This window comes from Nocardia sp. NPDC058497, from assembly GCF_042720195.1.
In the GTDB taxonomy this organism is placed as follows: domain Bacteria; phylum Actinomycetota; class Actinomycetes; order Mycobacteriales; family Mycobacteriaceae; genus Nocardia.
On record NZ_JBHXMY010000029.1, the window covers coordinates 1,006 to 23,102 of the forward strand.

The 22,097-nt window shown below is 68.2% G+C and carries 19 protein-coding genes and 1 pseudogene; 11 read left to right on the forward strand and 9 right to left on the reverse strand.

What is annotated here, in order from left to right; translation table 11 throughout:
* Positions 1 to 11: 11 nt before the first annotated feature.
* From ACFWPJ_RS03830 to ACFWPJ_RS03850, 5 genes and pseudogenes are all read right to left on the reverse strand, one after another.
* Positions 12 to 593: a PPE domain-containing protein gene (locus ACFWPJ_RS03830; protein ID WP_378846769.1), complete on the reverse strand. Its 582-nt coding sequence runs from the start codon at positions 591 to 593 to the stop codon at positions 12 to 14.
* 46 nt (positions 594 to 639) lie between these two features.
* A complete protein-coding gene (locus tag ACFWPJ_RS03835; protein ID WP_218717458.1) occupies positions 640 to 951 on the reverse strand; it encodes a PE family protein in 312 nt (103 codons plus the stop codon).
* A gap of 110 nt (positions 952 to 1,061) precedes the next feature.
* Entirely contained in the window at positions 1,062 to 1,400 is a 339-nt protein-coding gene (locus ACFWPJ_RS03840) for a metallopeptidase family protein (protein ID WP_378846772.1), read from the reverse strand.
* Positions 1,401 to 1,429: 29 nt separating this feature from the next.
* Positions 1,430 to 2,485 (reverse strand): annotated as a pseudogene (locus ACFWPJ_RS03845) (septum formation family protein); the annotation flags it as partial.
* A gap of 80 nt (positions 2,486 to 2,565) precedes the next feature.
* Positions 2,566 to 4,263, reverse strand: coding sequence for an aldehyde dehydrogenase family protein (locus ACFWPJ_RS03850; protein ID WP_378846774.1), 1,698 nt, complete (start codon positions 4,261 to 4,263; stop codon positions 2,566 to 2,568).
* 57 nt (positions 4,264 to 4,320) lie between these two features.
* On the opposite strand from ACFWPJ_RS03850, the gene serS reads away from it, so the two are divergent.
* The 11 genes from serS (at position 4,321) to ACFWPJ_RS03905 (ending at position 18,772) form a co-directional block, all read left to right on the forward strand.
* The gene (gene serS, locus ACFWPJ_RS03855; RefSeq protein ID WP_378846776.1) at positions 4,321 to 5,577 is read left to right on the forward strand and encodes a serine--tRNA ligase; all 1,257 of its coding nucleotides are present in this window, start codon (positions 4,321 to 4,323) and stop codon (positions 5,575 to 5,577) included.
* Positions 5,578 to 5,625: 48 nt separating this feature from the next.
* Positions 5,626 to 7,458, forward strand: a complete 1,833-nt coding sequence (locus tag ACFWPJ_RS03860; protein ID WP_378846778.1) for a putative bifunctional diguanylate cyclase/phosphodiesterase — start codon at positions 5,626 to 5,628, stop codon at positions 7,456 to 7,458.
* Positions 7,459 to 7,558: 100 nt separating this feature from the next.
* Positions 7,559 to 8,869: an MFS transporter gene (locus tag ACFWPJ_RS03865; protein WP_378846813.1), complete on the forward strand. Its 1,311-nt coding sequence runs from the start codon at positions 7,559 to 7,561 to the stop codon at positions 8,867 to 8,869.
* A 131-nt stretch (positions 8,870 to 9,000) separates the two neighbouring features.
* Positions 9,001 to 10,845 carry a serine/threonine-protein kinase gene (locus tag ACFWPJ_RS03870; protein ID WP_378846781.1) on the forward strand — a complete coding sequence of 615 codons (1,845 nt, stop codon included), beginning with the start codon at positions 9,001 to 9,003 and terminating at the stop codon, positions 10,843 to 10,845.
* A gap of 83 nt (positions 10,846 to 10,928) precedes the next feature.
* Positions 10,929 to 12,098: a hypothetical protein gene (locus ACFWPJ_RS03875; RefSeq protein WP_378846784.1), complete on the forward strand. Its 1,170-nt coding sequence runs from the start codon at positions 10,929 to 10,931 to the stop codon at positions 12,096 to 12,098.
* A gap of 7 nt (positions 12,099 to 12,105) precedes the next feature.
* A complete protein-coding gene (locus tag ACFWPJ_RS03880; protein WP_378846815.1) occupies positions 12,106 to 13,974 on the forward strand; it encodes a serine/threonine-protein kinase in 1,869 nt (622 codons plus the stop codon).
* Positions 13,975 to 14,012: 38 nt separating this feature from the next.
* The gene (locus ACFWPJ_RS03885) at positions 14,013 to 15,632 is read left to right on the forward strand and encodes a hypothetical protein (protein WP_378846787.1); all 1,620 of its coding nucleotides are present in this window, start codon (positions 14,013 to 14,015) and stop codon (positions 15,630 to 15,632) included.
* A gap of 268 nt (positions 15,633 to 15,900) precedes the next feature.
* Positions 15,901 to 16,194, forward strand: a complete 294-nt coding sequence (locus tag ACFWPJ_RS03890; protein WP_378846789.1) for a type II toxin-antitoxin system Phd/YefM family antitoxin — start codon at positions 15,901 to 15,903, stop codon at positions 16,192 to 16,194.
* Complete coding sequence (locus tag ACFWPJ_RS03895; RefSeq protein ID WP_378846792.1) at positions 16,191 to 16,451, forward strand: Txe/YoeB family addiction module toxin; 261 nt, start codon at positions 16,191 to 16,193, stop codon at positions 16,449 to 16,451. Before ACFWPJ_RS03890 ends, ACFWPJ_RS03895 begins: the two co-directional genes overlap by 4 nt.
* The gene (locus tag ACFWPJ_RS03900; RefSeq protein ID WP_378846795.1) at positions 16,448 to 17,386 is read left to right on the forward strand and encodes a DMT family transporter; all 939 of its coding nucleotides are present in this window, start codon (positions 16,448 to 16,450) and stop codon (positions 17,384 to 17,386) included. The genes ACFWPJ_RS03895 and ACFWPJ_RS03900 overlap by 4 nt, the downstream gene beginning before the upstream one ends.
* A gap of 342 nt (positions 17,387 to 17,728) precedes the next feature.
* Positions 17,729 to 18,772 (forward strand): Gfo/Idh/MocA family oxidoreductase, encoded by a 1,044-nt coding sequence (locus ACFWPJ_RS03905; protein WP_378846798.1) that lies wholly within the window; start codon positions 17,729 to 17,731, stop codon positions 18,770 to 18,772.
* Positions 18,773 to 18,789: 17 nt separating this feature from the next.
* Here the strand turns inward: ACFWPJ_RS03905 and ACFWPJ_RS03910 are convergent, their stop codons facing one another.
* From ACFWPJ_RS03910 to ACFWPJ_RS03925, 4 genes are read right to left on the reverse strand one after another with little or no spacing between them, the layout of a single operon-like run.
* Entirely contained in the window at positions 18,790 to 19,044 is a 255-nt protein-coding gene (locus ACFWPJ_RS03910; protein WP_378846801.1) for a hypothetical protein, read from the reverse strand.
* Entirely contained in the window at positions 19,045 to 19,374 is a 330-nt protein-coding gene (locus tag ACFWPJ_RS03915) for a DUF6247 family protein (RefSeq protein WP_378846804.1), read from the reverse strand.
* Between the two features lie 18 nt (positions 19,375 to 19,392).
* Positions 19,393 to 20,928, reverse strand: a complete 1,536-nt coding sequence (locus ACFWPJ_RS03920) for a Rieske 2Fe-2S domain-containing protein (protein WP_378846807.1) — start codon at positions 20,926 to 20,928, stop codon at positions 19,393 to 19,395.
* Positions 20,929 to 20,970: 42 nt separating this feature from the next.
* A complete protein-coding gene (locus tag ACFWPJ_RS03925) occupies positions 20,971 to 21,885 on the reverse strand; it encodes a hypothetical protein (RefSeq protein WP_378846810.1) in 915 nt (304 codons plus the stop codon).
* Positions 21,886 to 22,097 lie beyond the last annotated feature (212 nt).

Genomic DNA, 22,097 nt, shown 5'->3' on the forward strand with positions numbered 1-22,097 from the left:
CTCGGAGATGTTTATCCGACGCCGAAGTCGCCCTGCGCCGCGGTGCCCGCACCGCTGGCGATCGTCGGCGGCATCGAGAACTCGCCGGGCGTGGTGACGGTGGCGGTGGTGGCGGCCTCGTAGGTCTCCATCACCAGCGCGGCGCGGATGTCCATGGCGTGGCGCGCGACCTCGGCGGCCTCGAACGCGCCGGAGACGACGCCGGGCGGGTTGGCCGACGCGGCGACCGCGGTGTTGGTCGCGGCGATCTCGGGCAGGCTCGGCATCGCGATCGAGGCCACGGTGTAGGCGGTGGCGTTGGCCGTGGCCTTGGCGCTCATCGCCGCGGCCATGATGCCCTGCTGACCCGCCCAGGCGCCGAAGGGCGCCAGCTTGGCGAGCACGGCCATGCCGTTGACGCCCTGCAGGCCGACCCCGATCTCGGCGATCACGCGCGTCACGGTGAAGGTGGCATCGCCCCACGCGGCGGCCAGCGTGCCCCACGACGTGGCCGCGGCCGAGATCGGAATCGCGTGTGCGCCCGCGTTGAGCGTGGTCGAGTTGACTTCTGCCATGCGCGGCAGCCAGAAGACCCCGGTGATCCCTGCGGTCATGCTTGTTTCTCCCCTGAATGAATGATCGTCGACGGATCGGGTACGACTAGATCTGGATCGCGGTGATCGCCGCGCCCTGGGCGATGTCTTCGCCGATGTTGGTGACCAGCTGCGAGCGCAGGGTCGCGGCCGCGTGGTGCAGCTCGAGGATGCCCTGGGCGACCGAGCTGTCGTGCGTGGCGGCGGCCCGGTTGAAGTGCGACGCCGCGAGCAGCGACACCTCTTCGGCTCCCGAGGGGAGCACGTGCGTGGTTGGCCCGGCCAGGCCTGCGGCCACGGCGAGCCGCTCGGCGAGCAGATCCAGCTCGGCGGCTGCGGCGAGGACGATTTCAGGTGTGACGAGAACGTGTCCGACCATGACCCGACTCCTTCTGGTGGCGACTAACGGGAACCACGAGAATTCCCCCTACGAGTGATAGGACGCGAGAGCGGGTCGTTCGGTTCCATCGAATCCCCACCCATTTTTCGCTAGCCCCATCCCAACTCATGCAACCGGTCGTCGTCAATCCCGAAATAGTGTGCTATTTCATGGATCACGGTGATCGCTACTTCCTCGACCACCTCGTCGTCGGTGTTGCAGATGTCGAGAATAGCCTCTCGATAGATGGTCACGGTATCCGGAAGCGAACCGGCGTAGTAGCTGTCGCGATCGGTCAGCGCGATCCCGTGATACAGCCCGAGCAGCGAGGGTTCCTCGTCGTTCCTCGCCTCGACCAGCACCACGACATTGTCGATGCCCCGGCCCCGCTGGGGGGGGATCTGGGCGCGCGCGCCGCCCACCCGCCCCCCGACCCGCTCCGGCGACATCCTGGCCGGCCCGGTCCCCGCGGTTTCGGCGGGGGCGGCCGGGGTGCGGCGCCGGGCAGCGGCGCCGGGGTGGAGCGGCCGGTGTTCGGCGGCGGCACCGGTGCCTGCCCGTCGATCAGGATCTCGCCGCGCGCCGAACCGACGATCGGCGCGAAACCCTCACGGTCGGCGCCCTTTCCGAGCCAGCAATCCAGTTTGTGACTACCGGCGAGCCAACTGGTCGGTTCCAGATAGTCGAAGAACAGCGTCAGCGTCTTGTTCCGAATGGCGTCCGGGCTGGCGAGATAGTCGGTGGAGAGCCGGTTGCATTCGGCCTCGACGAACTTGTCCTGATCGGCTTCCGACGGCGGCCCGCCGGTGAAGTTGGCCGCCAGGTCGACGGTGCCGACGATCTCGACCGCGTGCGGCTGCGCGCAGTCGACCGGATCGGTCGGCAGGTTCTGGTTGATACCGAGGCAGGTGCCGGTCGCGTGCACCTTCGACTGGTCCGAACCCGCGATGCTGCCCGTCGCGGCCGGGCTCGCCGAGGTGCCCGCCACCTGCAGGCCGCAGCGCAGCGTCCGGTCGCCGTGCTGCCAGCCCGCCGGGCTCGGCGACATCACGTTGACCATGTACCGCCCGCGCGGATCGAAGCGCCCGCCCAGGTACCGCTGCACCGCAGGGACGCAGTGCTCGTCCCTGAGCTCGGTCATCCGCAGCGAGTCGGGGTGCCTGGTGCCGCCCGCGAACTCGCGGCCGGGGTAGGCGCTGAGGTCGACGACCCCGGCCACCTCGAACAGGTGCTTGTCCTCGCAGTTCACCTTCACCAGGTCGCTGCGGTCGGCCTTGGTCCAGCTCAGGCAGTCGCCCTCGTTCGCGCTGCTGAACTCCTTGTCCCTGACCACGGGCGCCGACCCGGGCTGATGCGCCTCCAAGCCCGTGTCGTTCTCGAAGCCGGTGACCACCATGGTGACCATCGCCGCGATCACCGCGCCCAGCGCGCCGATCAGCAGCCCCCACCGCAGCTTGTTCGCGGACAGGTGCAGCGAATCGGCGGCACGGCGCTGCGCTCGTCCCTTGGCTGGTTCACTCCGCTGTTCAGACATCGCGGTCCATCATGGCAGCGAGGTGCTCGCCGTGCCACGGCCTTGGGCCCGGAACGTTCCGTCCCGGGCCCAGGTCGAGGTCAGCCGCGCAGGGCTGAGGCGAAGATGCCCGGCAGCCGGGTCGGCTTGCCGTCACCGTAGAACTCGGTCAGCTTGCGGCCGGTGGCCGTGCCGGTCTTGTTGCTGACGAACCACGGCGGCTTCGGCGTGGTGGTGAATTCGCCGCTCAGGATCGAGCGCGGTGCGGGCCGGAACGGGCCGCGCACCACGGTGCGTTCCACGTCGTCGAGCAGGAAGGCGTTGTGCACGACGCCGATGCCGCTCTGGATGTCGTCGAGCGTGTGGCCGGGGAAGGCGCCCCAGCTCGCGCGCGGGGTCAGGAAGGCCAGACCGGTCCAGGCGTTGAGCGCGACGGTGCCATAGCGCAGGTCCTCGATCGCGGTGTCGAGCTTGCCGCCCAGTTCCTTGATGGTCGCCGGGTGCGCGATGATGTTGGCCCCGAGCGTGCCCATCAGCTCCTCGTTGGCGAAATCGACCGCGTTGCGCAGGAACTCGTTGCCGGTGCCCGCGAGCTCGACCACGCCGAGGACGGGGGAGAAGTACTCGGTGCGCAGCAGCGGGGTATCGCTGGTCGGCAGGTTCTCGACCAGGACCCGGCCGTTGGCCCGCTCGGAACCGGGGTAGTCCGCCAGCGCGCCCTCGACCCGGCCGCCGCTGCCCGGGTAGTACGCGGGCCGTGACGGCGCGTTGTCGATCGCGGAGCGCAGCTCGGTGAGGAACTGCTCCTTGAGCGGCCAGTCCGCGCTGAGCACCACGGTCTGGGCCGCGACACAGTTGTAGCCGCCGTTGTGCAGCCGCTGGGTCGCCACATGCTCGGCCTGGAACTTCAGGTCCGCCGCCGACCAGTCGCCAGGGACGACGATGCACGGCGCGACGCCGCCCAGTTCGCTGGTGATCGGCTTGTCCAGCGCGGGCTCGCCGGTCTGCTTGCGCTGCGCGCCCTGCTCGCCGGGGCCCCACACGATCGCGTCGTGGGTGGGCGCGCCGCCGGTCATGTGCACGTGCGCGACCTGCGGGTGGGTAACCAGGTAGCCGCCCTCGGGCGCGCCACCGGTGAGGATGCGGACCGCGCCGATCGCGATGAACGGGGCGAAGATCGCCTGGAATACCGGCAGCAGCGGATCGGTGATCGGGTTGAGCTTGAGCGCGACGACCCGGTTGTTGGCGTAGAGCTCGTAGAGGGTGTCCAGCGGCGCGATCGACATGATGTTGCCCGCGCCGAGCACGGCGCCGACGCCACCGGTCGCGGCCGGGTCGAGCTGGGCGAGGCCCGCCTTGCGTCGCGCGGTCGCCGCGTCGACGCCCGGCCGCAGCCACACATCGGCGCTGAAGCCGTTGAGCAGCAGCTTGTCGTAGCCGCTGTGCGGCAGCGCGGGCACCGACAGGCGGCCGCCGGGCGCGGTACCGAACTCGACACCATCGAGCGGGCTCGCGCCACGTTCGAGCGAGGCCATCGATTCGGCCAGCGCCTGCGCGCCGGCGAGCATCGTCATCGGCCCGGACATCCACTCCTCACCGACCAGCGGGCTGTCGGCGGGCAGTTGCTTGATGGTGCAAGCGGCCGCGACCCAGGCCTCGGCATGGAGGGCGGTGAGCGCGTGCAGTTCCTCGAGCAGTTCGCGGCGGCGACGCAGATCCGTCGTGGCCCAGGTCTTCTCCCCCTGTGTGAGATCGGCGAGTGCGTTGTCGATGACGGCGGTGTCGAAAGTAGTACTCACACCGGCAACTATGCCCCTGTTCCGGCCACAAGGCATCAGCTACTAGGCTGTTTTCCTATGATCGACCTCCGATTCCTGCGCGAGAACCCGGAAGCCGTCCGAGCCTCTCAGCGGGCCCGCGGTGAGGACCCCGCTCTCGTCGACGCGCTGCTCGAAGCCGACGCCGCGCGCCGGGCCGCCGTCGCCACCGCCGACACGCTGCGTGCCGAGCACAAGGCGATGGGCAAGGTGATCGGCAAGGCGAGCAAGGAGGAGCGCCCGGCGCTGCTGGCCGCCGCCACCGACATGTCCGCGAAGGTCAAGGAAGCCGAGGTCGCCCAGAACGCGGCCGACGCCGACCTCGACGCCGCGCACCGCGCCATCTCCAATGTGGTGCAGGAGGGCGCGCCCGCCGGCGGCGAGGACGACTACATCGTGCTCGAGACGGTCGGCACCCCGCCGGAGTTCGACTTCGAGCCCAAGGATCACCTCGAGCTCGGCGAGTCGCTCGGCCTGATCGATATGGAGCGCGGCGCCAAGGTGTCGGGCTCCCGGTTCTACTTCCTCACCGGCGCGGGCGCGCTGCTGCAGCTCGGCCTGTTGCAGCTGGCCGCGCAGAAAGCCGTCGCCAACGGCTTCACCATGATGATCCCGCCGGTGCTGGTGCGCCCGGAGATCATGGCGGGCACCGGTTTCCTCGGTCAGCATTCGGCCGAGGTCTACCACCTGGCCGACGACGACCTGTACCTCGTCGGCACCTCGGAGGTGCCGCTGGCCGGCTACCACGCCGAGGAGATCCTCGACCTGAGCGCGGGCCCGAAGCGGTACGCGGGCTGGTCGTCGTGCTTCCGGCGCGAGGCCGGTAGCTACGGCAAGGACACCCGCGGCATCATCCGCGTGCACCAGTTCGACAAGGTGGAGATGTTCGTCTACACCACCCCCGAGCAGGCCGATGCCGAGCATCAGCGGTTGCTGGCGTGGGAGCGCGAGATGCTGGCCGCCATCGATGTGCCCTACCGGGTGATCGATGTGGCCGCGGGCGATCTGGGCAGCTCGGCCGTCCGCAAGTTCGACTGCGAGGCCTGGGTCCCGACCCAGCAGACCTACCGCGAGCTCACCTCCACCTCGAACTGCACCACCTTCCAGGCGCGCAGGCTCGCGATCCGCTACCGGGACGAGAACGGAAAGGCGCAGGTCGCGGCCACGCTGAACGGCACGCTGGCGACCACACGCTGGATCGTGGCGATCCTGGAGAACCATCAGCAGGCCGACGGTTCGGTGCGGGTGCCCGCGGCGCTGGTGCCGTTCGTCGGCACCGACGTACTGAAACCGTAGAGCTCTTTTGGCAAACGCCCTGACCGAACAACATCTAGGCTGGTGCTCGTGCGAGGAATCGGGGCGCGCGGCGATACCCGAACCCGGGTGCGGGCGGCATCGGCGTTGGCGACGGCGAAGGTCATGGCCAGGACAACGGGGGCGTTCTACGTCCTCGGCGGTGTCCTCGGCCTGACGATCACTGCCGTCGCACCGGGTGACGACGGTAATCGGCTGCTGGTCGGTACGGCGGCGGCGGTCGCGCTGATGCTCGGTCTGACATTGCTGGCGTGGGGACCGCGGATGCCGCATGCCCTGCACCACCTCTACCTCGCGACCGCCGCCGTCCTGGTGACGATCGCCGTGCACTCCTTTCCGAACCTGACCGCCGGCATCACGCTGGCCTCGTTCTATGTCTTCGTCGCCTGCGACGCCGCCCTGTTCTTCGCCTGGCCGCAGGCCGCCGCGCACATCGGGTTCGCCATGGCGTTGTGCCTGTGGGTGCTGCCCGACCGCGGCCTGCCCTGGTGGTCGGGCATGATCCCGGCCGGCGTCACCCTCGGCGCGGGCGTCGTGGTCGGCATCCTGACCAGGATGGCCTCGGAGGCCGACATAGACGTGCTCACGGGTCTGCTGAACCGGCGCGGTTTCGAGAAGCAGCTCAACCCAGCGATCGATGCGGCGGGCCGTGGCGGTCAGGGCCTTGCCTTGGTCCTGGTCGACCTGGACCGCTTCCAGAAGATCAACGATCACCTCGGTCACCGGGCCGGTGACGCGGTGTTGCAGCGGGTCGCCGACACCTGGCACAACCTGCTCGCCCCCGACCAGGTGCTGGCCCGCTTGGGCGGCGACGTGTTCGCGCTGCTGCTCCCTGGCACCACCGAGCAGGCCGCGATCCTGCTCACCGAGAAACTGCGCGCCGCGGTGACCATGGGGTGTTCGGCCGGTGTCACCTCCTGGCAGCCCGGCGAGTCCGGTTCGCTGCTGATCAGCCGCGCCGATGTGGGCCTGTACCGGGCCAAGCAGGCCGGGCGTAACCGCACGGTGCTCGAGTCGTCGCGGCAGCTGCCGCTGGCGGTGGAGCTGCGCGAGGCGATCGACCGCGGCGCCCTCGACGTGCACTACCAGCCGATCGTCAGCCTGACCGAGGACGGCGGCCAGGCGGTCGGTGTCGAGGCGCTGCTGCGCTGGTCGTCGAATGCCCAGCCCGAGGTCACCACGGAGGGCCTGATCCGCGTCGCCGAGGAATACGACCTCATCTCCGACCTGGACGAGCTGGTGTTGCGCCGCGCCTGCGCCGACGCCGCCCGCCTGCAGGAGAGCTTCGCCTCGCTCAACCTGACCCTCAACGTCAACGTCTCCGGCCTCGAGCTGGCCGAACCCGATTACGCCGAGCGGGTCGCGACCATCCTGAACGACACCGGCTGGCCCGCTGACCAGCTCGTCCTCGAGGTCACCGAGAGCGAACTGGCCGCCGAATCGCAGACCGCGATCACCAACCTGCACACCCTGCGCGACCGTGGCGTGCGCATCGCCATCGACGATTTCGGCACCGGCTACTCCTCGCTGAGCCGCCTGGCCACCATCCCCAGCGACATCCTCAAGGTCGACCAGTCCTTCGTCGCCGCGATCCGCTCCGACTCGCCGGCGCCGCCGCTGCTCGGTGTCATCGCGGCGCTCAGCAAGTCGCTGGATCTGCAGGTCATCGCCGAGGGCGTGGAGACCGAATACCAGGCGGCGGTGCTCACCGAGCTCGGCTTCGCGCTGGCCCAGGGCTACCACTACAGCGATTCGCATCCGGTCTCGGAACTGATCAACGACCTCAACGACGGCAAACCCGCGATCGGTACCACCGACGACGACGATTCGCTGTCGGCGAGCGGCTGGATCCCCCTCGGATAATCGCTTGACGCACCGCGCGTGCGCGGCGAACCATGGACGCATGCGCATGCTCATCTACGGCTGTTGATCTTCGGAGCTCCGGCGACTCGGTGCGGCGATGGTGGCACGGTTGACCCGTGAACCGGTCGGCGTCCGCGGGGTCGCCATCCGCGCGGTCCTGTTCAAGGGCTCGCGCGACCTCCTGCCGATCTATGCCCTCTACGGCGTGCTGTTCGCCGATCACGGCCTGAGCACTGCGCAGATTTCCCTGTTGCTCGCCCTCTGGTCGGTGACCGCGTTCGTGCTGGAGGTTCCGTCGGGCGCGTGGGCCGACACCGTCTCCCGGCGTGCGCTGCTGGTCCTGAGCTCGCTCCTGCAGGCGACCTGCTTCGCCCTCTGGATGCTGGCGCCGTCGTTCCTCGGTTTCGCGCTGGGATTCGTGGTGTGGGGCGTCGCCTCGTCCCTGGAATCGGGCACCTTCGAGGCGCTGATCTACGACGACCTCGTCGCCCGCGGCGAACCGTCGGCCTACGCCTCGATCATGGGCTGGGCCCGTGGCGCGCAGGAAACCACGGTGCTGGTGGCGATTCTGGCGGCCGCACCGCTGTTCGCGCTCGGCGGTTATCCGCTGGTCGGGTGGGTCAGTGTCGGTATCGCCTTGCTGCACACCCTGACCGCCGTCGCGCTGCCGAGCGCGCCGGTCGCGATCTCCGCTGGCGCCGTCGACGACCTCGACGACGAGCCGCCGGGTGCCGCCGGGCCACATGTCGTCCCGGGGTCGGCGCAGTCGATGTCCGGTGCCGAACCGGGCGGACTATCCCGCTACCTCACCATGCTGCGCACCGGCACCGCGGAGGCGTTCCGCATCCGCCGGGTTCGCCGGGGAGTCCTGTTGGGCGCCTTGCTCTATGGCGTCACGGCCTTCGACGAGTACTTCGGTCTGCTCGCGGTCTCCGGCGGCGCTTCGACCAGCACCTCCGCCCTGCTGGTCGCCGTCACGGTAGCGGGCTCGCTCCTGGGTTCCCTGCTGGCGGGCCGCACCGAAGTCGTCCCGGCCCGCTGGCTGGCCGCCGCGCTGTTCGTCGCCGGAATCCTGTTCATCGCGGGCTCACTGGCGGTAGGCGCCGCACTCACGGCGGGTCCGTGGCTGCTGTGGGCCGGTTTCGCCGGCATCGGCATCGCCTACGGCATCGACTTCAATATCGAGGTGGTGGTGGGCGCCCGCCTGCAGGCCGCCATCGAGGGCAGTGCCCGCGCGACCGTCCTCTCGTTCTCCGGCCTGCTCTCGGAGATCGTCGCCCTGCTGGTCTTCGGCTTCGTCGCCATGGCGACGCAGTGGCTGTCGATGTCGACCACCGTTTCTCTGCTCGGGTTGGTGCTGTTGGTCGCCGCTGCCTTGACACCGACCTGGCTGCCGCGTCACGCCGACTAGTCGCGGCCCGGATCAGCCGGGTTTGGTGTTAGGTTCTGGACACACGGCAGGTGAGCGCTACCGCGGCCGTGGTGAGCTATCGGGGGAGTCGGACACAAGTGATCAGTGCGCTGTCGGCTGATGAGCCGAACATGGTCTCCCACTATCGAATTCTCGGCCTGCTGGGGGCAGGCGGGATGGGGCGAGTACTGCTCGGCGTCGGCCCGGACGGTCGTTTCGTCGCGATCAAGCAGATCCACTCGCGACTGCTCGACGACGGTGACTATCGCCTCCGATTCCACCGCGAGGTCGCGATCTCGACGCGTGTCTCGGGCGCTTTCACCGCCGCTGTGGTCGATTTCGACACCTCAGGCGAAACGCCTTGGCTGGCTTCGATGTTCATCGCAGGGCCGCCGCTCGACAGTGCGGTTCGCAAATACGGCGTGCTTCCGGTCGCCGGTGTCCGCACCCTGGCCTCTGGCCTGGCTTCGGCGCTACATTCGATCCACACCGCAGGCCTGATCCATCGAGACCTCAAGCCCGCCAACGTAATTTTGGCCGATAACGGCCCGCGGGTCATCGACTTCGGCATCGCCCAAGCCGTCGAATCGGGGGAAACGCTCACCGAAGCGGGCAGCATCCTCGGATCGCCGGCCTACATGTCGCCCGAGCAGGCTGCGGGCGAACCTGTCACCGCCGCGAGCGACATCTTCTCCCTCGGCGCACTGCTCTACATGGCAGCGACAGGCAAGAGCCCGTTCGCTGCGAACTCGGCCCCGCTCACCCTGTTCAATATCGTCCATACCGAAGCGGACCGCACCCCAGTCCCCGAGCAACTGCGCGAACTCCTGGCAGGTTGCCTCCGCAAAGACCCCCGGCACCGCCCGACCGCGGCGCAAATCCTCGACTATCTCGGTGTTCTCGCCGTCCGACGACCATGGCCGGAGCCGATCCACGACGAGATCAACGAACAGTCCGCGGCTCTCCAGGCGTTCAGCAGCGACCCCGATCGTACCCAGATCATTCTCGACCCCAGGCCAGCAAATCCACCACCGCCCCCGCCGCTGAAACGCCGCCGGGGGGTACTCGTGGGGTCGGTACTGGGGGCGGCCACCATGATTGTCGCCGCGACTGTCGCGGTGGCGATGTTGCGCGGCTCCGAGCCCGCGACCACCGCCGACCCAGCAGCAACCATGCCGACATTGGCTCGATTGCGCGGAGTCGACACTTGCGCATGGGTCCGCCAGGCCGTCGGCCCGACCCTGCCGGACGACGCTGCCGTGGGAGTTCGCCGCGACACTGCATCGTGGGAGTGGAAGCCGACGTCTTCGTGGGGCTGTGATGCCAACTCGGGATCCGGACGCGTCACCGTCGAAATCGGCGCAGCGCTGGTCGGATTCGTCTCGACCGGCCGGACAGTCGGCCAACTCGACCTACTCGGACGTGGCCGCGACTGTGCCGTCGCCGTCGCCGGGGACGGGCAGGCGTCCTGGGGGATCAGCGTCGACGCGGGAACGGCTGTCGATTGCGCGCTCGCCGAACACATCATCGGCCGTCTCGTCGCGTCGCTGTCCTCGCTTGTCACCGAACCGGACGCCGCGCGGTCGTTGTCTTCGCTCGACCCGTGCACGCTCGTCACCGAGGACGAGATCAGGGCAGCCGGTTCCTCGGGGCCGGGCGTGTCGTCAGCACACACCTGCCAGTGGGGCGGTGACTCGCAGATCCAGCTCGTTCTGGCACAGCCGGATGACTTGGATGCCTCGATCTCAGCCCGCGCAGCTGTCGATATCGGTGGTGGTGCGGTGGTCTATAACGAGGCCGTCGTAGGCGCTGCGAACGAGACCGGTTGCCTCAGCCGCTACCGATTCCGCCCTGTCGGAGTGAGTTCCCACGAGACGGTCACCGTGCAGGTGCGTGGCGCCGTCCCAGAGCAGGATCGATGTCCTGTAGGCGAAGGGATCATCGCGACGTTGATAAGCCGACTGCCGCAGCGGTAGCGGGTCTGACCGCGAAATGCTAACTTTCGCAACGGGATCGAAATGTCCGGTCATGTTTCACGACTGGTTCGAGGGGGAATATCGTGAGGTTCGGGCTGTCCCGCGTCGCGGTGCCTGCGGTACTTCTGGTCAGTGTTCTGGTGGCGTGTGGCGACGAATCGGTGGGACCCGACTACGGTCCGTATTCGACCGCGCGAATACCCGCCGACTACGACGCCGGGCTGAGCAACGGCCGCGGAATCCTGGTGGAGTCGCTGCGGCTGGGCGAGCGGGTGAGCTTCGCCGACCAGATCGACCCGGATCTCACATCGACGGGTAGTGGCGGTGTCCTGGTCGACCATCGCGGTCTGGTACCCGGGCGGAACATCCTCTCCGGCGCCCAGAGTGCTGCGGCAGGCAAGCACGACATCCTCGGTGCGTTCGGCGTGTTCGCCGACAACGGTCAGGCGGCCGACAAGGACGCGAAATTCGTCTCGATTTCACTGCTGGCTTTCCCCAGCGAGGACATCGCACGAACAGCGGTGGCGGAGATGGCCCGCGCCGACTTCGAGCAGAACCCGGGAAACCAACCGCTCGTGCTGCCGGAATATCCTGGCGCACTGACTCATTGGTATCCCTCGGTGCCCACCGTCGGCAGTTGGTTGACGTGGAAGAGCTTGGTCATCCGGGTGTATGCCAAGGTTCTCGAACCGCGGGCCGACCTGCTGAGTGAGGTGGTGGCCAAGACCTACCGAACTCAGCTGGCCGACCTGGCGGGTTTCACCCCCACACCCCAGGCCGATCTGGCAGCCCTGCGGATCGACCCCGACGGGCTGCTGGCCCGAGTCGTGCAAACCGGCGAAGCCGAACTCGATGACAAGACCTTCGCGGTCTACGGACCGCGTGCGCTCGCACTGATGATGAGCAGGCCGTCCAAGGCCCTCGCGACTTTTCGCGCCGCCTCCGTGTCACAGATCGCGGTCGCGCACGACCACTACCTGCGCCGAACCGGAAGCCCGGAGATCGCAGCTGCGGAGGCGGACCGGCTCACCAGAGAAGGCAACGAGGACTATCTCGCGATGCCGGGCATCGAATCCCTGCCCACGGTGTCGTGCTGGAAGGCGAAATTCCCGCTCAGAGGTAGCCACAAGGCGAGTCGCTTCAAATGCATCGTCTACCGCGGTGTAGACCTGGCGCTCGTGTACAGCTACCTGGAGTCCGATGTTCGGCACCTGGCGGCTGCCCAGTACGCGCTGCTCGCGCAGGATCGGTGAGGTGACCATGCAACCACGTGAACGTCGCGACCCCGCCTCGCTCGGTCGGTATCGAATCCTCGCCGTGATCGGTAGCGGTGGCATGGGACGGGTACTGCTCGGCCAGGCGCCGGACGGCAGGCTCGTCGCCGTGAAGCAGATCCACGAGAATCTGACCACGAGCGCCGAATTCCGGGACAGGTTCGAACGGGAAGTTCTCGCGTCCGGCCGGGTCACCGGTGCCTACACCGCCGGCGTCGTCGGTCATGACGTCAGCGTCGAAACGCCCTGGCTCGCTTCGGAATACATCGCGGGCCCCTCACTGCAGGAGGTGGTGACCGACTTCGGGCGGCTCACCCCCAGTGGGGTGAAGTTGTTGGCGATCGGGCTGGCGATGGCCATGATCGAGATCCACCGCGCCGGCCTGGTGCACCGTGACCTCAAGCCGAGCAACGTGTTGCTCACCAATGAGGGACCGCGACTCATCGACTTCGGCATCGCACGTGCGCTCGATGACGACCTCACCTTGACCGCCACCGGTGCAGTGATCGGGTCACCGGCGTACATGTCCCCCGAGCAGGCCGAATGCCGTCCGCTGACAGCGGCGGCCGACGTGTTCTCCGCGGGTGCGGTCCTGGCGATGGCGGCAACCGGGGTGAGCCCGTTCGCCGCGGCTTCCACGCCGCAGACGCTCTACAACGTGCTCTACGCCGAACCCGACACCAGCGGCATCGAACAACCGTTGCGCGACATCGTCGATGCCTGTCTGGCCAAGGACCCGACACAGCGACCGACGCCGACGGAGTTGCTCGCGGCCGCACAGCGGCTCGAGGCGGAGCCGGTGTGGCCGGTACGGGTTCGCCGACGGGTCGTCGAGTACGAGCGGGACGCGGCGGCGTTGGCTCAGGGCGGTGCCGTCGTATCGGCCGAGCCGCCGCGCAGTTCCCGTCGGCTCGGGAAGGTGATCGGAATCCGGTCGCTGGTAGCTGTCGCGCTGGTTTCGGTGGCGGTACTCGCCGGGTCGGCGCTGGTCGGGGTCGGCGTGCCGGGCCACGCGGTGGCGATGGCAGACCCGCCGCTGGTGCTCACCGACCGGGAAGCCATGCTGCTCGACCTGTGTGCGCTGCTCGGTCCCGAGGTGCTCGGTGACTTCGGGACATACCGATCACCGCCGACAGCTGGGGCGTTGGGCAACAGCTGCTCGACGGGGATCATCGATCCCGCCGGCCAGAAATTGGGCCTGGAGCTGTCCCTCGGCGAAGGCTGGGCGTACGAGAACCCGCTGCCGATGGGAAGCACCATCGCGTGGTTGCCGGTTCAGGGTAATCGCAAAGAGGGCAAGTCATGTGATCGATTCGTCGAGACGCAGATCGGCCTGCGGATGCCGCTGAATATGGAAGCGTCTGGCCTGACCGACAGTTGCCCGCTGGCTGAGCGAGCGCTGGCGGCGATCGTCCGCCGAGTATCGGTCAACCCGCCGTTACGCAAAGTCGCCGAGGGCTCCCTCCAGTTGCTGAATGCCTGTGCAGTCATGGATCGTCCACTGAATCTCCGTGTCGTCGGCGACCCGGCGAAGAAGTATCCGACCGGGAATCGCACCTGCTGGGTCACCGGCTCCAACGGGGAGTTCCATCTTTCTTTCTTCGTGCGGCGTCGTGTCGACAACAAACTGCCGACCAAAAGTTATGAGAAGTCGACGACCCTGGGCGGCTTGGTGGGCACTGTCGAGGACCGCGGTGGCTTCTGCGCGTACGACCTCACGGTTCGGCCGACCAGCGAGGAATTGGCTGAAGTGGTCAGCGGCTCCTATATCCCCTACAACGAAGCCGCTATCGATGGCTGTGACCGCTTGCGGACGCTGCTGACCCCCGTCCTCGAGAAGTTGCCCAAACCATGACCGTCACACAGCACTTACCTTGGTCGGCAGGAACATTCGTGTCCGGCGTGCGGTTGGATCAGGCGGTCGCGGAATTCGGGGTGCTCCCGGTCGATGCGGTGCGTGGGTTGGCGGTGGCGCTTGCGCAGGCGCTGCAAGGTGTGCACGGGGCGGGGCTCGTGCATCAGCATTTGCGACCCGACACTGTGTGGCTGACCCGAGACGGCATCGAACTGGCAGGCATCGATGTCATCGCGGGTGCCGGCATCACACCACCGGGCTACCTCTCGCCCGAACAGTCCGTCAGCGGCACGGTGAGCGCGGCGTCGGATATCTTCGCGCTCGGATCGGTGCTCGCTTTCGCGGCAGGTGGTGTCGCTCCGTTCGCGGCTCCATCGGTCCCGTACACGCTGTTCAATATCGCGCAACGCGATCCTGATTTCAGCGCGGTTCCCGAACCGTTGCGAGAACTGATCGCCGGATGTCTGCGCAAGGACCCGGCCGCCCGGCCCTCGCCTGCGCAGATCATCGCCTACGTCGGCACGCGACAGCAGGGCTGGCCGCCGGCGATCCTGGCAGAAATCGACCGCGCAGCGCGCACGCTCGTCGAACTGCTTGCCGAGGCCCCGCCCGCGGCGCATGTCGAATCGACTGCACCCGCACGCTCGAGGCTCGGCTCGATACTGCAAGCGTCGGTTGGGTTCGGACGCGAGCGGTATGTGACGCTGCGCGCTCGGGTCGGGGCGCAGTCGGTGCGGACTCGGCGGGTGCTCGCGGCGACGATAGTCATGTTGGTCGTCGCATCAGGTTCACTCTGGATCTTCCACTACGAGGGCCCCGCCGCAACGGCCCAACCGGTCGGTATTTCTACGGCCGAGTTACGCCACATCGATTCATGTGCGTGGCTGCGCGCTGCCCTGGGTGACAGTGTCGCGCTGCGGGCCGGACCAGCGCCGATCGCGTCGTGGCGGTTCGAGGTCGAGCACAATTGGGCTTGCTACGCCGATCAGCAACAACGGGTCAACGGGGACGGAATGCGGCTGCGGGTCGGGGTGGATCTGCGCGAGGTGCCACCCAACCGCAAGCTGATCGACGGAATCACCGTGCTCGAAGACGACGCCCAACAGTGTCGGCGCGCGATCGCCAGTAACGACAGCGGTCGCAGATCCGGAATTCTCGTCGAATTCGATGAGAAGTTCGCCGAGCAGCAAGGTTGTGCTGTCGCGGACCAAGTGATCGCACAGCTTGCTCGGACACTCCGTACCGCGCCCCGCAGTGTCGACGCCGCGATCTCACTGTCCGCGGTCGACCCGTGCGCGCTGGTCGACCGCACCGCATTGGCGTCGGCGGTCAGCCGACTGACCCCCGTGCCGAGCGTGCTGCAATCTGTGCACTACTGCCAGTGGTTCGGCAGCGCGGAGATGACGCTACTTGCCACGCGAACGTCCTTCGAACCGACGGGCTCGGTCACCGTGGACGGCATCACGCTGCTCACGGGACCGGCGCCGCCCGGACCCGTGCTGGGCTGCGGGCGGATCTATCGTCACCGAATGCTGGACGAAAAACAGTACGAAGCAATCGAATTGGCAATCGCCGGGCCTTTCGTCGACAGCGACTCGATCTGCCGAACCGTCGAATCGTTGCTGGTCGAGGCAGTACGCCGACTACCTAAGACCTGATTACACGGCACCGGGCGCAATCACCTCCTCTGGGTCGCGGGTGCGGGGGCGGAGCTGGCATGCTCGTGGTCGGGCATTGTCGAGTGGCCAGGGGAGTGCGATGGTCGGGCGTAGCGGGGTCGGGCTGGTGGCCCTGGTCCTGCTCGTGTCCGCCCTGCTCACCCGGAGCTGGCTGCCGCCACGGACCGCCGACGACTAGTCGCCACTGCATCTGCGGTATAGGAAAGCCGATGCTCACCTGTACAGCAATCCTGTACATTAGGTGCGTATGAGGCAGATCAGCTATACCGAAGCACGCGCGACTCTGGCCAGCGTGCTCGACGCCGCCACCGACGACCTCGAGGAGGTCGTTGTCACGCGGGCGGGGCACGAGGCAGCCGTGGTGGTGTCCCTGCGCGAGTACGAGGCGTTGAAGGAGACCGCGCATCTGCTCGGCACACCCGCGAACGCCCGTCACCTGCAGCGCGGCTTGGAGGAGTTCGCGGCCGGTGGTTTCGCTCCTCGGGAGCAACTCGAAATTCCAGATGACGACTCGTCCGGCGACACGGCCGGTGTGGCGTGAAACTGGACTTCTCCAGCGAGGCATGGGCCGACTACGTCTGGACGGTCGCCAACGACCGCGCGGCCGCTCGAAAGATCAACCGCCTGTTCGATGACATCGTGGTCAACGGGCATGCTGGCGGAATCGGCAAACCCGAGCCGCTACTACACAACCTCGCGGGCTGGTGGTCGCGGCGAATCACACAGGAGCACCGGTTGGTCTACCGCGTCGATGATGGCGTGATCCGTGTGCTGTCGTGCCGTTTCCACTACGAGTGATCGGGCGCGGTGGTCTCGGATTGTTCTTCGGCTTCTGCATCGGCGCCGGTGTCGCGGTGCAGGGGCGGATCAACGGCGCGCTCGGCGCGGAACTCGGCGACGGCGTCGCGGCCGCCACGATCAGCTTCGGCACCGGCCTGCTGGTCCTGCTGATCGCCTTCGCGTTCAGCCCGGCCCTGCGCGCCGGGCTGCGCACAGTGCGAACCGCCCTGTCGGCGGGCACCGTCCGGCCGTGGCAGCTGCTCGGCGGTCTGTGCGGCGCGTTCTTCGTGGCGAGTCAGGGACTCACGATCGCCGCCATCGGCGTCACCGCGTTCACCGTCGCGGTCGTGGCAGGTCAGCTGCTCAGCAGCCTCGTCGTCGACCGCCTCGGCATCGCCCCGAACGGCCGCACATCGATCACTCCGTGGCGGGTGGTCGCCGCCGTCCTCGGCATCGTGGGCGTCTTCCTTTCGGCGGGCCGCGATTCCGCCCCGGCTACCGCGGCAACCGGTGTGTCCGATGCCCTGCTCACCGTGCTGCCCGCGCTGGCAGGCATCGGCCTGGCCTGGCAGCAGGCGGTGAACGGCCGGGTCGGCGCGGTCGGCGGCCCCTTCCCCGCCACCCTGATCAACTTCGCCGTCGGCCTGGTCGCGCTCTGCCTGTTCGACGTGTACACCCTGGTGACTTCCGGCCTCCCGACACACTTCCCGACGGCCCCGTGGCTCTACCTCGGCGGCCTCATCGGCGTCGCCTTCATCGCCCTGGCCGCGGTCACCGTCGGCATGATCGGCGTCCTGCTCCTCGGCCTCACCTCGGTGGCGGGCCAACTCGTCGCGGCGCTGCTGCTCGACGCCGCGGACGGAAGGCTTTCGGCCACAGCGGTTCTCAGCTGCGTGATCGTGCTCGGTGCGGTGGTGGTGGCGAGCCGAGCCGCGCCGACAGGCGGTAGCTAGGGCCAAGTGGACCCGGCATACGCGCTTGTCGCTCCACCAGCCGCCGCGCCCGCCGTCGGCCACTGCGCTGAACGTTCACTATCCGGCGATCGGTCGAAATCGGGACGATCGGAGCCTTTGTTGAATGCTCAGCGCGTGCCCGCAGCGCCGTCGGCGGACTTCGAAACAGGCCATAGCGAGGTGTCCGTGCACGGGGCCGAAGGCTTCCGCGACGACTACTGCGCGATCGCCACCGAGGTGTTGCGCTCGGCGGTGGAGAGGTTGCCCACCCGCTGAGGTCCCCGCTCGCGGTCGGTCCTGGGTGGATACTCGTTCCCGGGAACCCACCACGAAGGGATGGCGATGGACCAGCTCGGGGTAGCGGTAGTCGGATACGGCCTGGCCGGATCGGTGTTCCACGCACCGCTGATCGCGGCCGATCCGCGATTGCGGGTGGCGGCGGTGGTCACCTCGTCGCCGGAGCGGGCCGAGCAGGCGCGGGCGGAACATCCCGGGGTGCGGGTGTGGCCGGGCGCTGAGGAGCTGTTCGCCGAAGCCGACGACATCGACCTCGCGGTGATCGCCACGCCCAACCGTTCGCACGCGCCCCTGGCGCTGAACGCGCTGGCCGCGGGTCTGCCGGTGGTCGTGGACAAACCGTTCGCGGTAGCTTCGGCCGACGCCACGGAAGTGGTCGAGGCCGCCGAGCGAGCGGGCTTGCCGCTGAGCGTTTTCCAGAATCGACGGTGGGACAACGACTTCCTGACGGTGCGCGGCCTGATGGAGGCGGGCGAGCTGGGCGAGGTCCGTCGCTTCGAGTCCAGGTTCGAACGCTGGCGCCCGGTCCCCAAGGGCGGCTGGCGTGAACTGGGCGACGTCGAGGCCGGTGCGGGCATCCTGTTCGACCTGGGCAGTCATCTGGTCGACCAGGCGCTGACCCTGTTCGGCCCGGTCACCGAGCTCTACGCCGAACTCGACCGCCGCCGCCCCGGCGTCCAGGCCGACGACGACGCGTTCATCGCCCTCACCCACGCCTCGGGCACCCGATCCCAGCTGTGGATGAGTGCCGTCGCGCCACAACTGGGCCCACGTATGCGGGTCCTCGGTTCCACCAACGCCTATACCGTGTACGGCCTGGACCCACAGGAAGACGCATTGCGCGCTGGCCGCACCCCGAACGATGGAAACCCGTGGGGCACAGTCCGATCCGAGAAGTGGGGAACCTTCGGCGCAGGCGACGACCTCCGCCCGATCCCCACACTCCCCGGCGACTACCCGGCCTTCTACGCGGGCATGGCCGCCGCCCTACTCGACGACGCCCCCGTCCCCGTCGACCCACGCGACGCCGTGGAAACCCTGCGAATCCTCGAATACGCCCGCCACGTAGCAGGCCCAGCCGAATCCTGAACCTCGCTCTTGGTCGGTCAATCCAGCCAGAGCACGCGGAGCAGATGTACCTCTTGTCGGTCTTCCGCGATGAGATAGACGAGCTGACCAGCGCCGTGCGCGCCGAACAGCAGGCGCCGGACGGCGCCATCGGGGTTCGCCCGATTTTGCGGCTCGCCTGCCCACGGCTTGAGCTCGAGCAGGCTCAGGACTTCCGCGTAGTGCAGTAGCGCGGTGACCGGCAGTGCAGCGACCTGATCGAGGGTGATCGGGTCGGGAACGATGAGGTACACCTACCCCTCCAGTCTCTGCCGGATCAGGGCACGCATCTCCTCGATCGTCGCGGCGCCATCATCGGCGCCGTACTGCAAAAGCTCTTCGGCCTTGGCTTGCAGCCTGAAATAGGTGCCGGGTTCGACCATCTCGTCATAGGCGATGTGGCGCCAGTGGTTCAGCAGGGTGCGGATGCCAGTGAGTTCCTTGGTTGCCTTGGCCTCGTCCAGGACGAGTTCCCACTCGCTGTCGAAGATCGCGACCAGCGTCGGCGTCAGGCTCGCGCGGATGGCCGCAGGGTCCGCTTGCGGCGGAACCGGCGCGGGGTTTGGACTGGCTGGCGATGCCATACCGACACCCTATCTCGCTCAGAGTTTGCGTGAGCGGAGTTCGTGGCCCTTGGAGGTCTTGCAGCGGCCCGATTCCAGGTCCCACTGCCAGCCGTGCAGGTTGCAGGTGAGGTTGTTGCCTTCCACCACACCGAATTTCGAGAGGTCGGCCTTGAGGTGGGGGCAGCGGCGCTGGACTTCCCAGCCGTCGAGTTCGGTGACGGCGGAGTCGTCGTGCGCCTCGGAGAACCAGCCGTCGGCGTAGGCGATGCGCTCGTCGGTGAGGCACTTGAAGAAGGTGTAGAGGAACTCGTTGTAGCCGCCGATGCGCCACGCCTGGAACCGGGTGGACAGGAAGATCGTGTTGACCCAGTCCGGCTCGTCGTCGCGCAGCACGGTGCGCACCAGTTCGGGTGCGATCCGGAAGCCGTAGCGGTAGCGGCCCTCGCCCTCGAGCGGCTCGCGCACGGTGCGATGCGGGAAGTCGAGCACCACGGTCTCGTCGCCGACGACCAGGCCGACCGGGTAGCCGATACCGTCGCTGATCAGCGCGGACTGCTTCATGATCGGCTCGAACAGCTCACGCAGCGGCTCGAGCAGCGAACCCTCGCCGATCTCCCACGAGGCCTTCTCCGCCGCGAGGACCGGCGCGAAACGCTCGGCCATCTCGGCGATGTAGGCGGCCTTGTCGCCGTAGATCCGGTCCGGATCGAACGGGTGCTCGAGGTCGAGTTCCTTGCCGCGCACGTCGGCGACCGAACCCGGGATCATCAGGATGCCGCCGGCGTTGCCGTGGATCTCCATCTGCTCGAGGAACACGATCTGGTCGGGGAAGATATTGCCTTCGTCGCCGCGATCGTCGTTGAGGTAGCGCAGTTCCTCATCGAGGAACACCGGCGGACCGGCCGAGGGCACCACCCAGGTCGCGCCGACCTGCTCGATGTAGGAGCGGGCACGGTCCATGCCGCGCTGACGCTTCTGCTTGCCGAAGTTGGCCTTGGTGCGCGCCGGGATGTCGTACACCGCCGGGTACCAGATGGCGCCCGAGTACTGGAGCAGGTGGATGTCGATGTCACCGAACGCGTCGTGGATGACGTCCATGTCCACCGGGCGCGCGTCGTTCATGTTGAAACAGGTGGTCTCACCGTCGGAGATGAGAATGCCGGAGTCGCCGATCGGACCGTCGGCGGGCGCGCGCAGGGCGACGATCATGATGTCGAGCGAGCCCTTGGGCCCGGTGACGGTGTGCTTGACCGAGTCCTCGGTCTCGAAGAACTTGGTGAAGCCCAGCGCCTCGAGCTCGCGGCGCAGATCCGGCACCGGGTAGTCGGGCAGCAGGATCGTCGCGTCCTTGTTGACGTACTTGCGCAGATGCGCGGCGTCGAAGTGGTCGCGATGCAGGTGCGAGACATACAGGTAGTCGATATCGCCGAGCGACTCCCAATCGAGCTGGGAGTTGTCCGGGAACGGGAACCACGAGGCGAAATACGCGGGATTGACCCAGGGGTCGCACAGGATCGTCCCGGCCGTGGTTCGGATGTGGAAGCCTGCGTGTCCGACGCTGGTGATCTGCACGAGCTGTTTCCTCCTACCAGTACCAGCCAACCAGGGTAGTGGCTAAATCGTTACGTCACCGATGCAGTAGCCCTCGGCGGTCGGTACGACGGTGAAAGTCCGCATCCGCGTGCCCCCCGGCGAGGTGGTCACCGGGACGTGAACTGCCAGGTAGTCGCCGCGAACCTGGTCGGATCGTAGCTCGTCACCGGCGTAGGAGGTGACATTGCCTACTTTGGCCGAGTCGCCGGTCAGTGGGGGTGCTGTGGGGTTGCCGGTGCCTTGGGGATCCCAGGTTGTCGGGCTCGCCTTGCAGGTCAGCGGACGGGTTGTTTCGATGTCGGCCGAATTGAGCGGTTTGCCCGTTGCCCGCGCGAGATAGCGGCGCACGGTGTGGCGCGCGTCGGCTTCGTCGTAACCCGGCTCGACACCCGCCGCGAACACCCGACCGCACGCGTACCCGGTGGCGACGGACTCGCGCTCGACGGTGACGGTGGTGGTGCGGTTGCGCCAGGTGACGGTGTCGGCGGTCGCGGTGCCGGGCTGGCTGAGCGCGGCCAGGATCGCCTGCGGGTCGGCGTACATGCCGGCGACCGTGCGCGGCGGGATCGTCCAGCACTTGTCCTGCAGGTCGGCGATCGTGGCGGTCTGCAGGTCGGCGGCCCAGCGGCGCACCGCGGTCACGGCGTCGGTGGCGCCGGGCACCGCCCCGACCTGGGGCGCGTCGGCGGGCAGCGGGGTCGTCGCCCCGGTCGGGGCTGGTTCGCCGGGCGCGATCGCCTGGGTCGCGGTTGGCGTTGTCGTCGTCGCTGCGGTTGTCGCGGTGGTGGTGCCGGCCGGGGCAGGATCGTCGCCCGGGATGCCCGAGACGGAGTCGCATCCGGCGATCAGGGCCGCGGTGACGGTGAGTCCCGCGGCCAGCGCGACGGCGCGGCGCGGGCGGGTCGGAGTGAGCGGGGTCAGCTGAGCGCGTTCCACGACGACGTTCCTCTTCCTAGGCCGGGGCACCCGCGTGTTGCTCGCGGGCGGTGACTGTCGGGGGGGGCGCGCGCGCCCGGGCTGGTCCCGGGGGGGCGGCGCCGAATAGCCCCCCCCGCCCCAACCCCCCCCCGCGGGGGGGGGGGGCCCCCGTCCGGGTCGACGACGCCGAACTGACCGGCCTGCTCGGCGACCGCGGCACCGACGTCCTC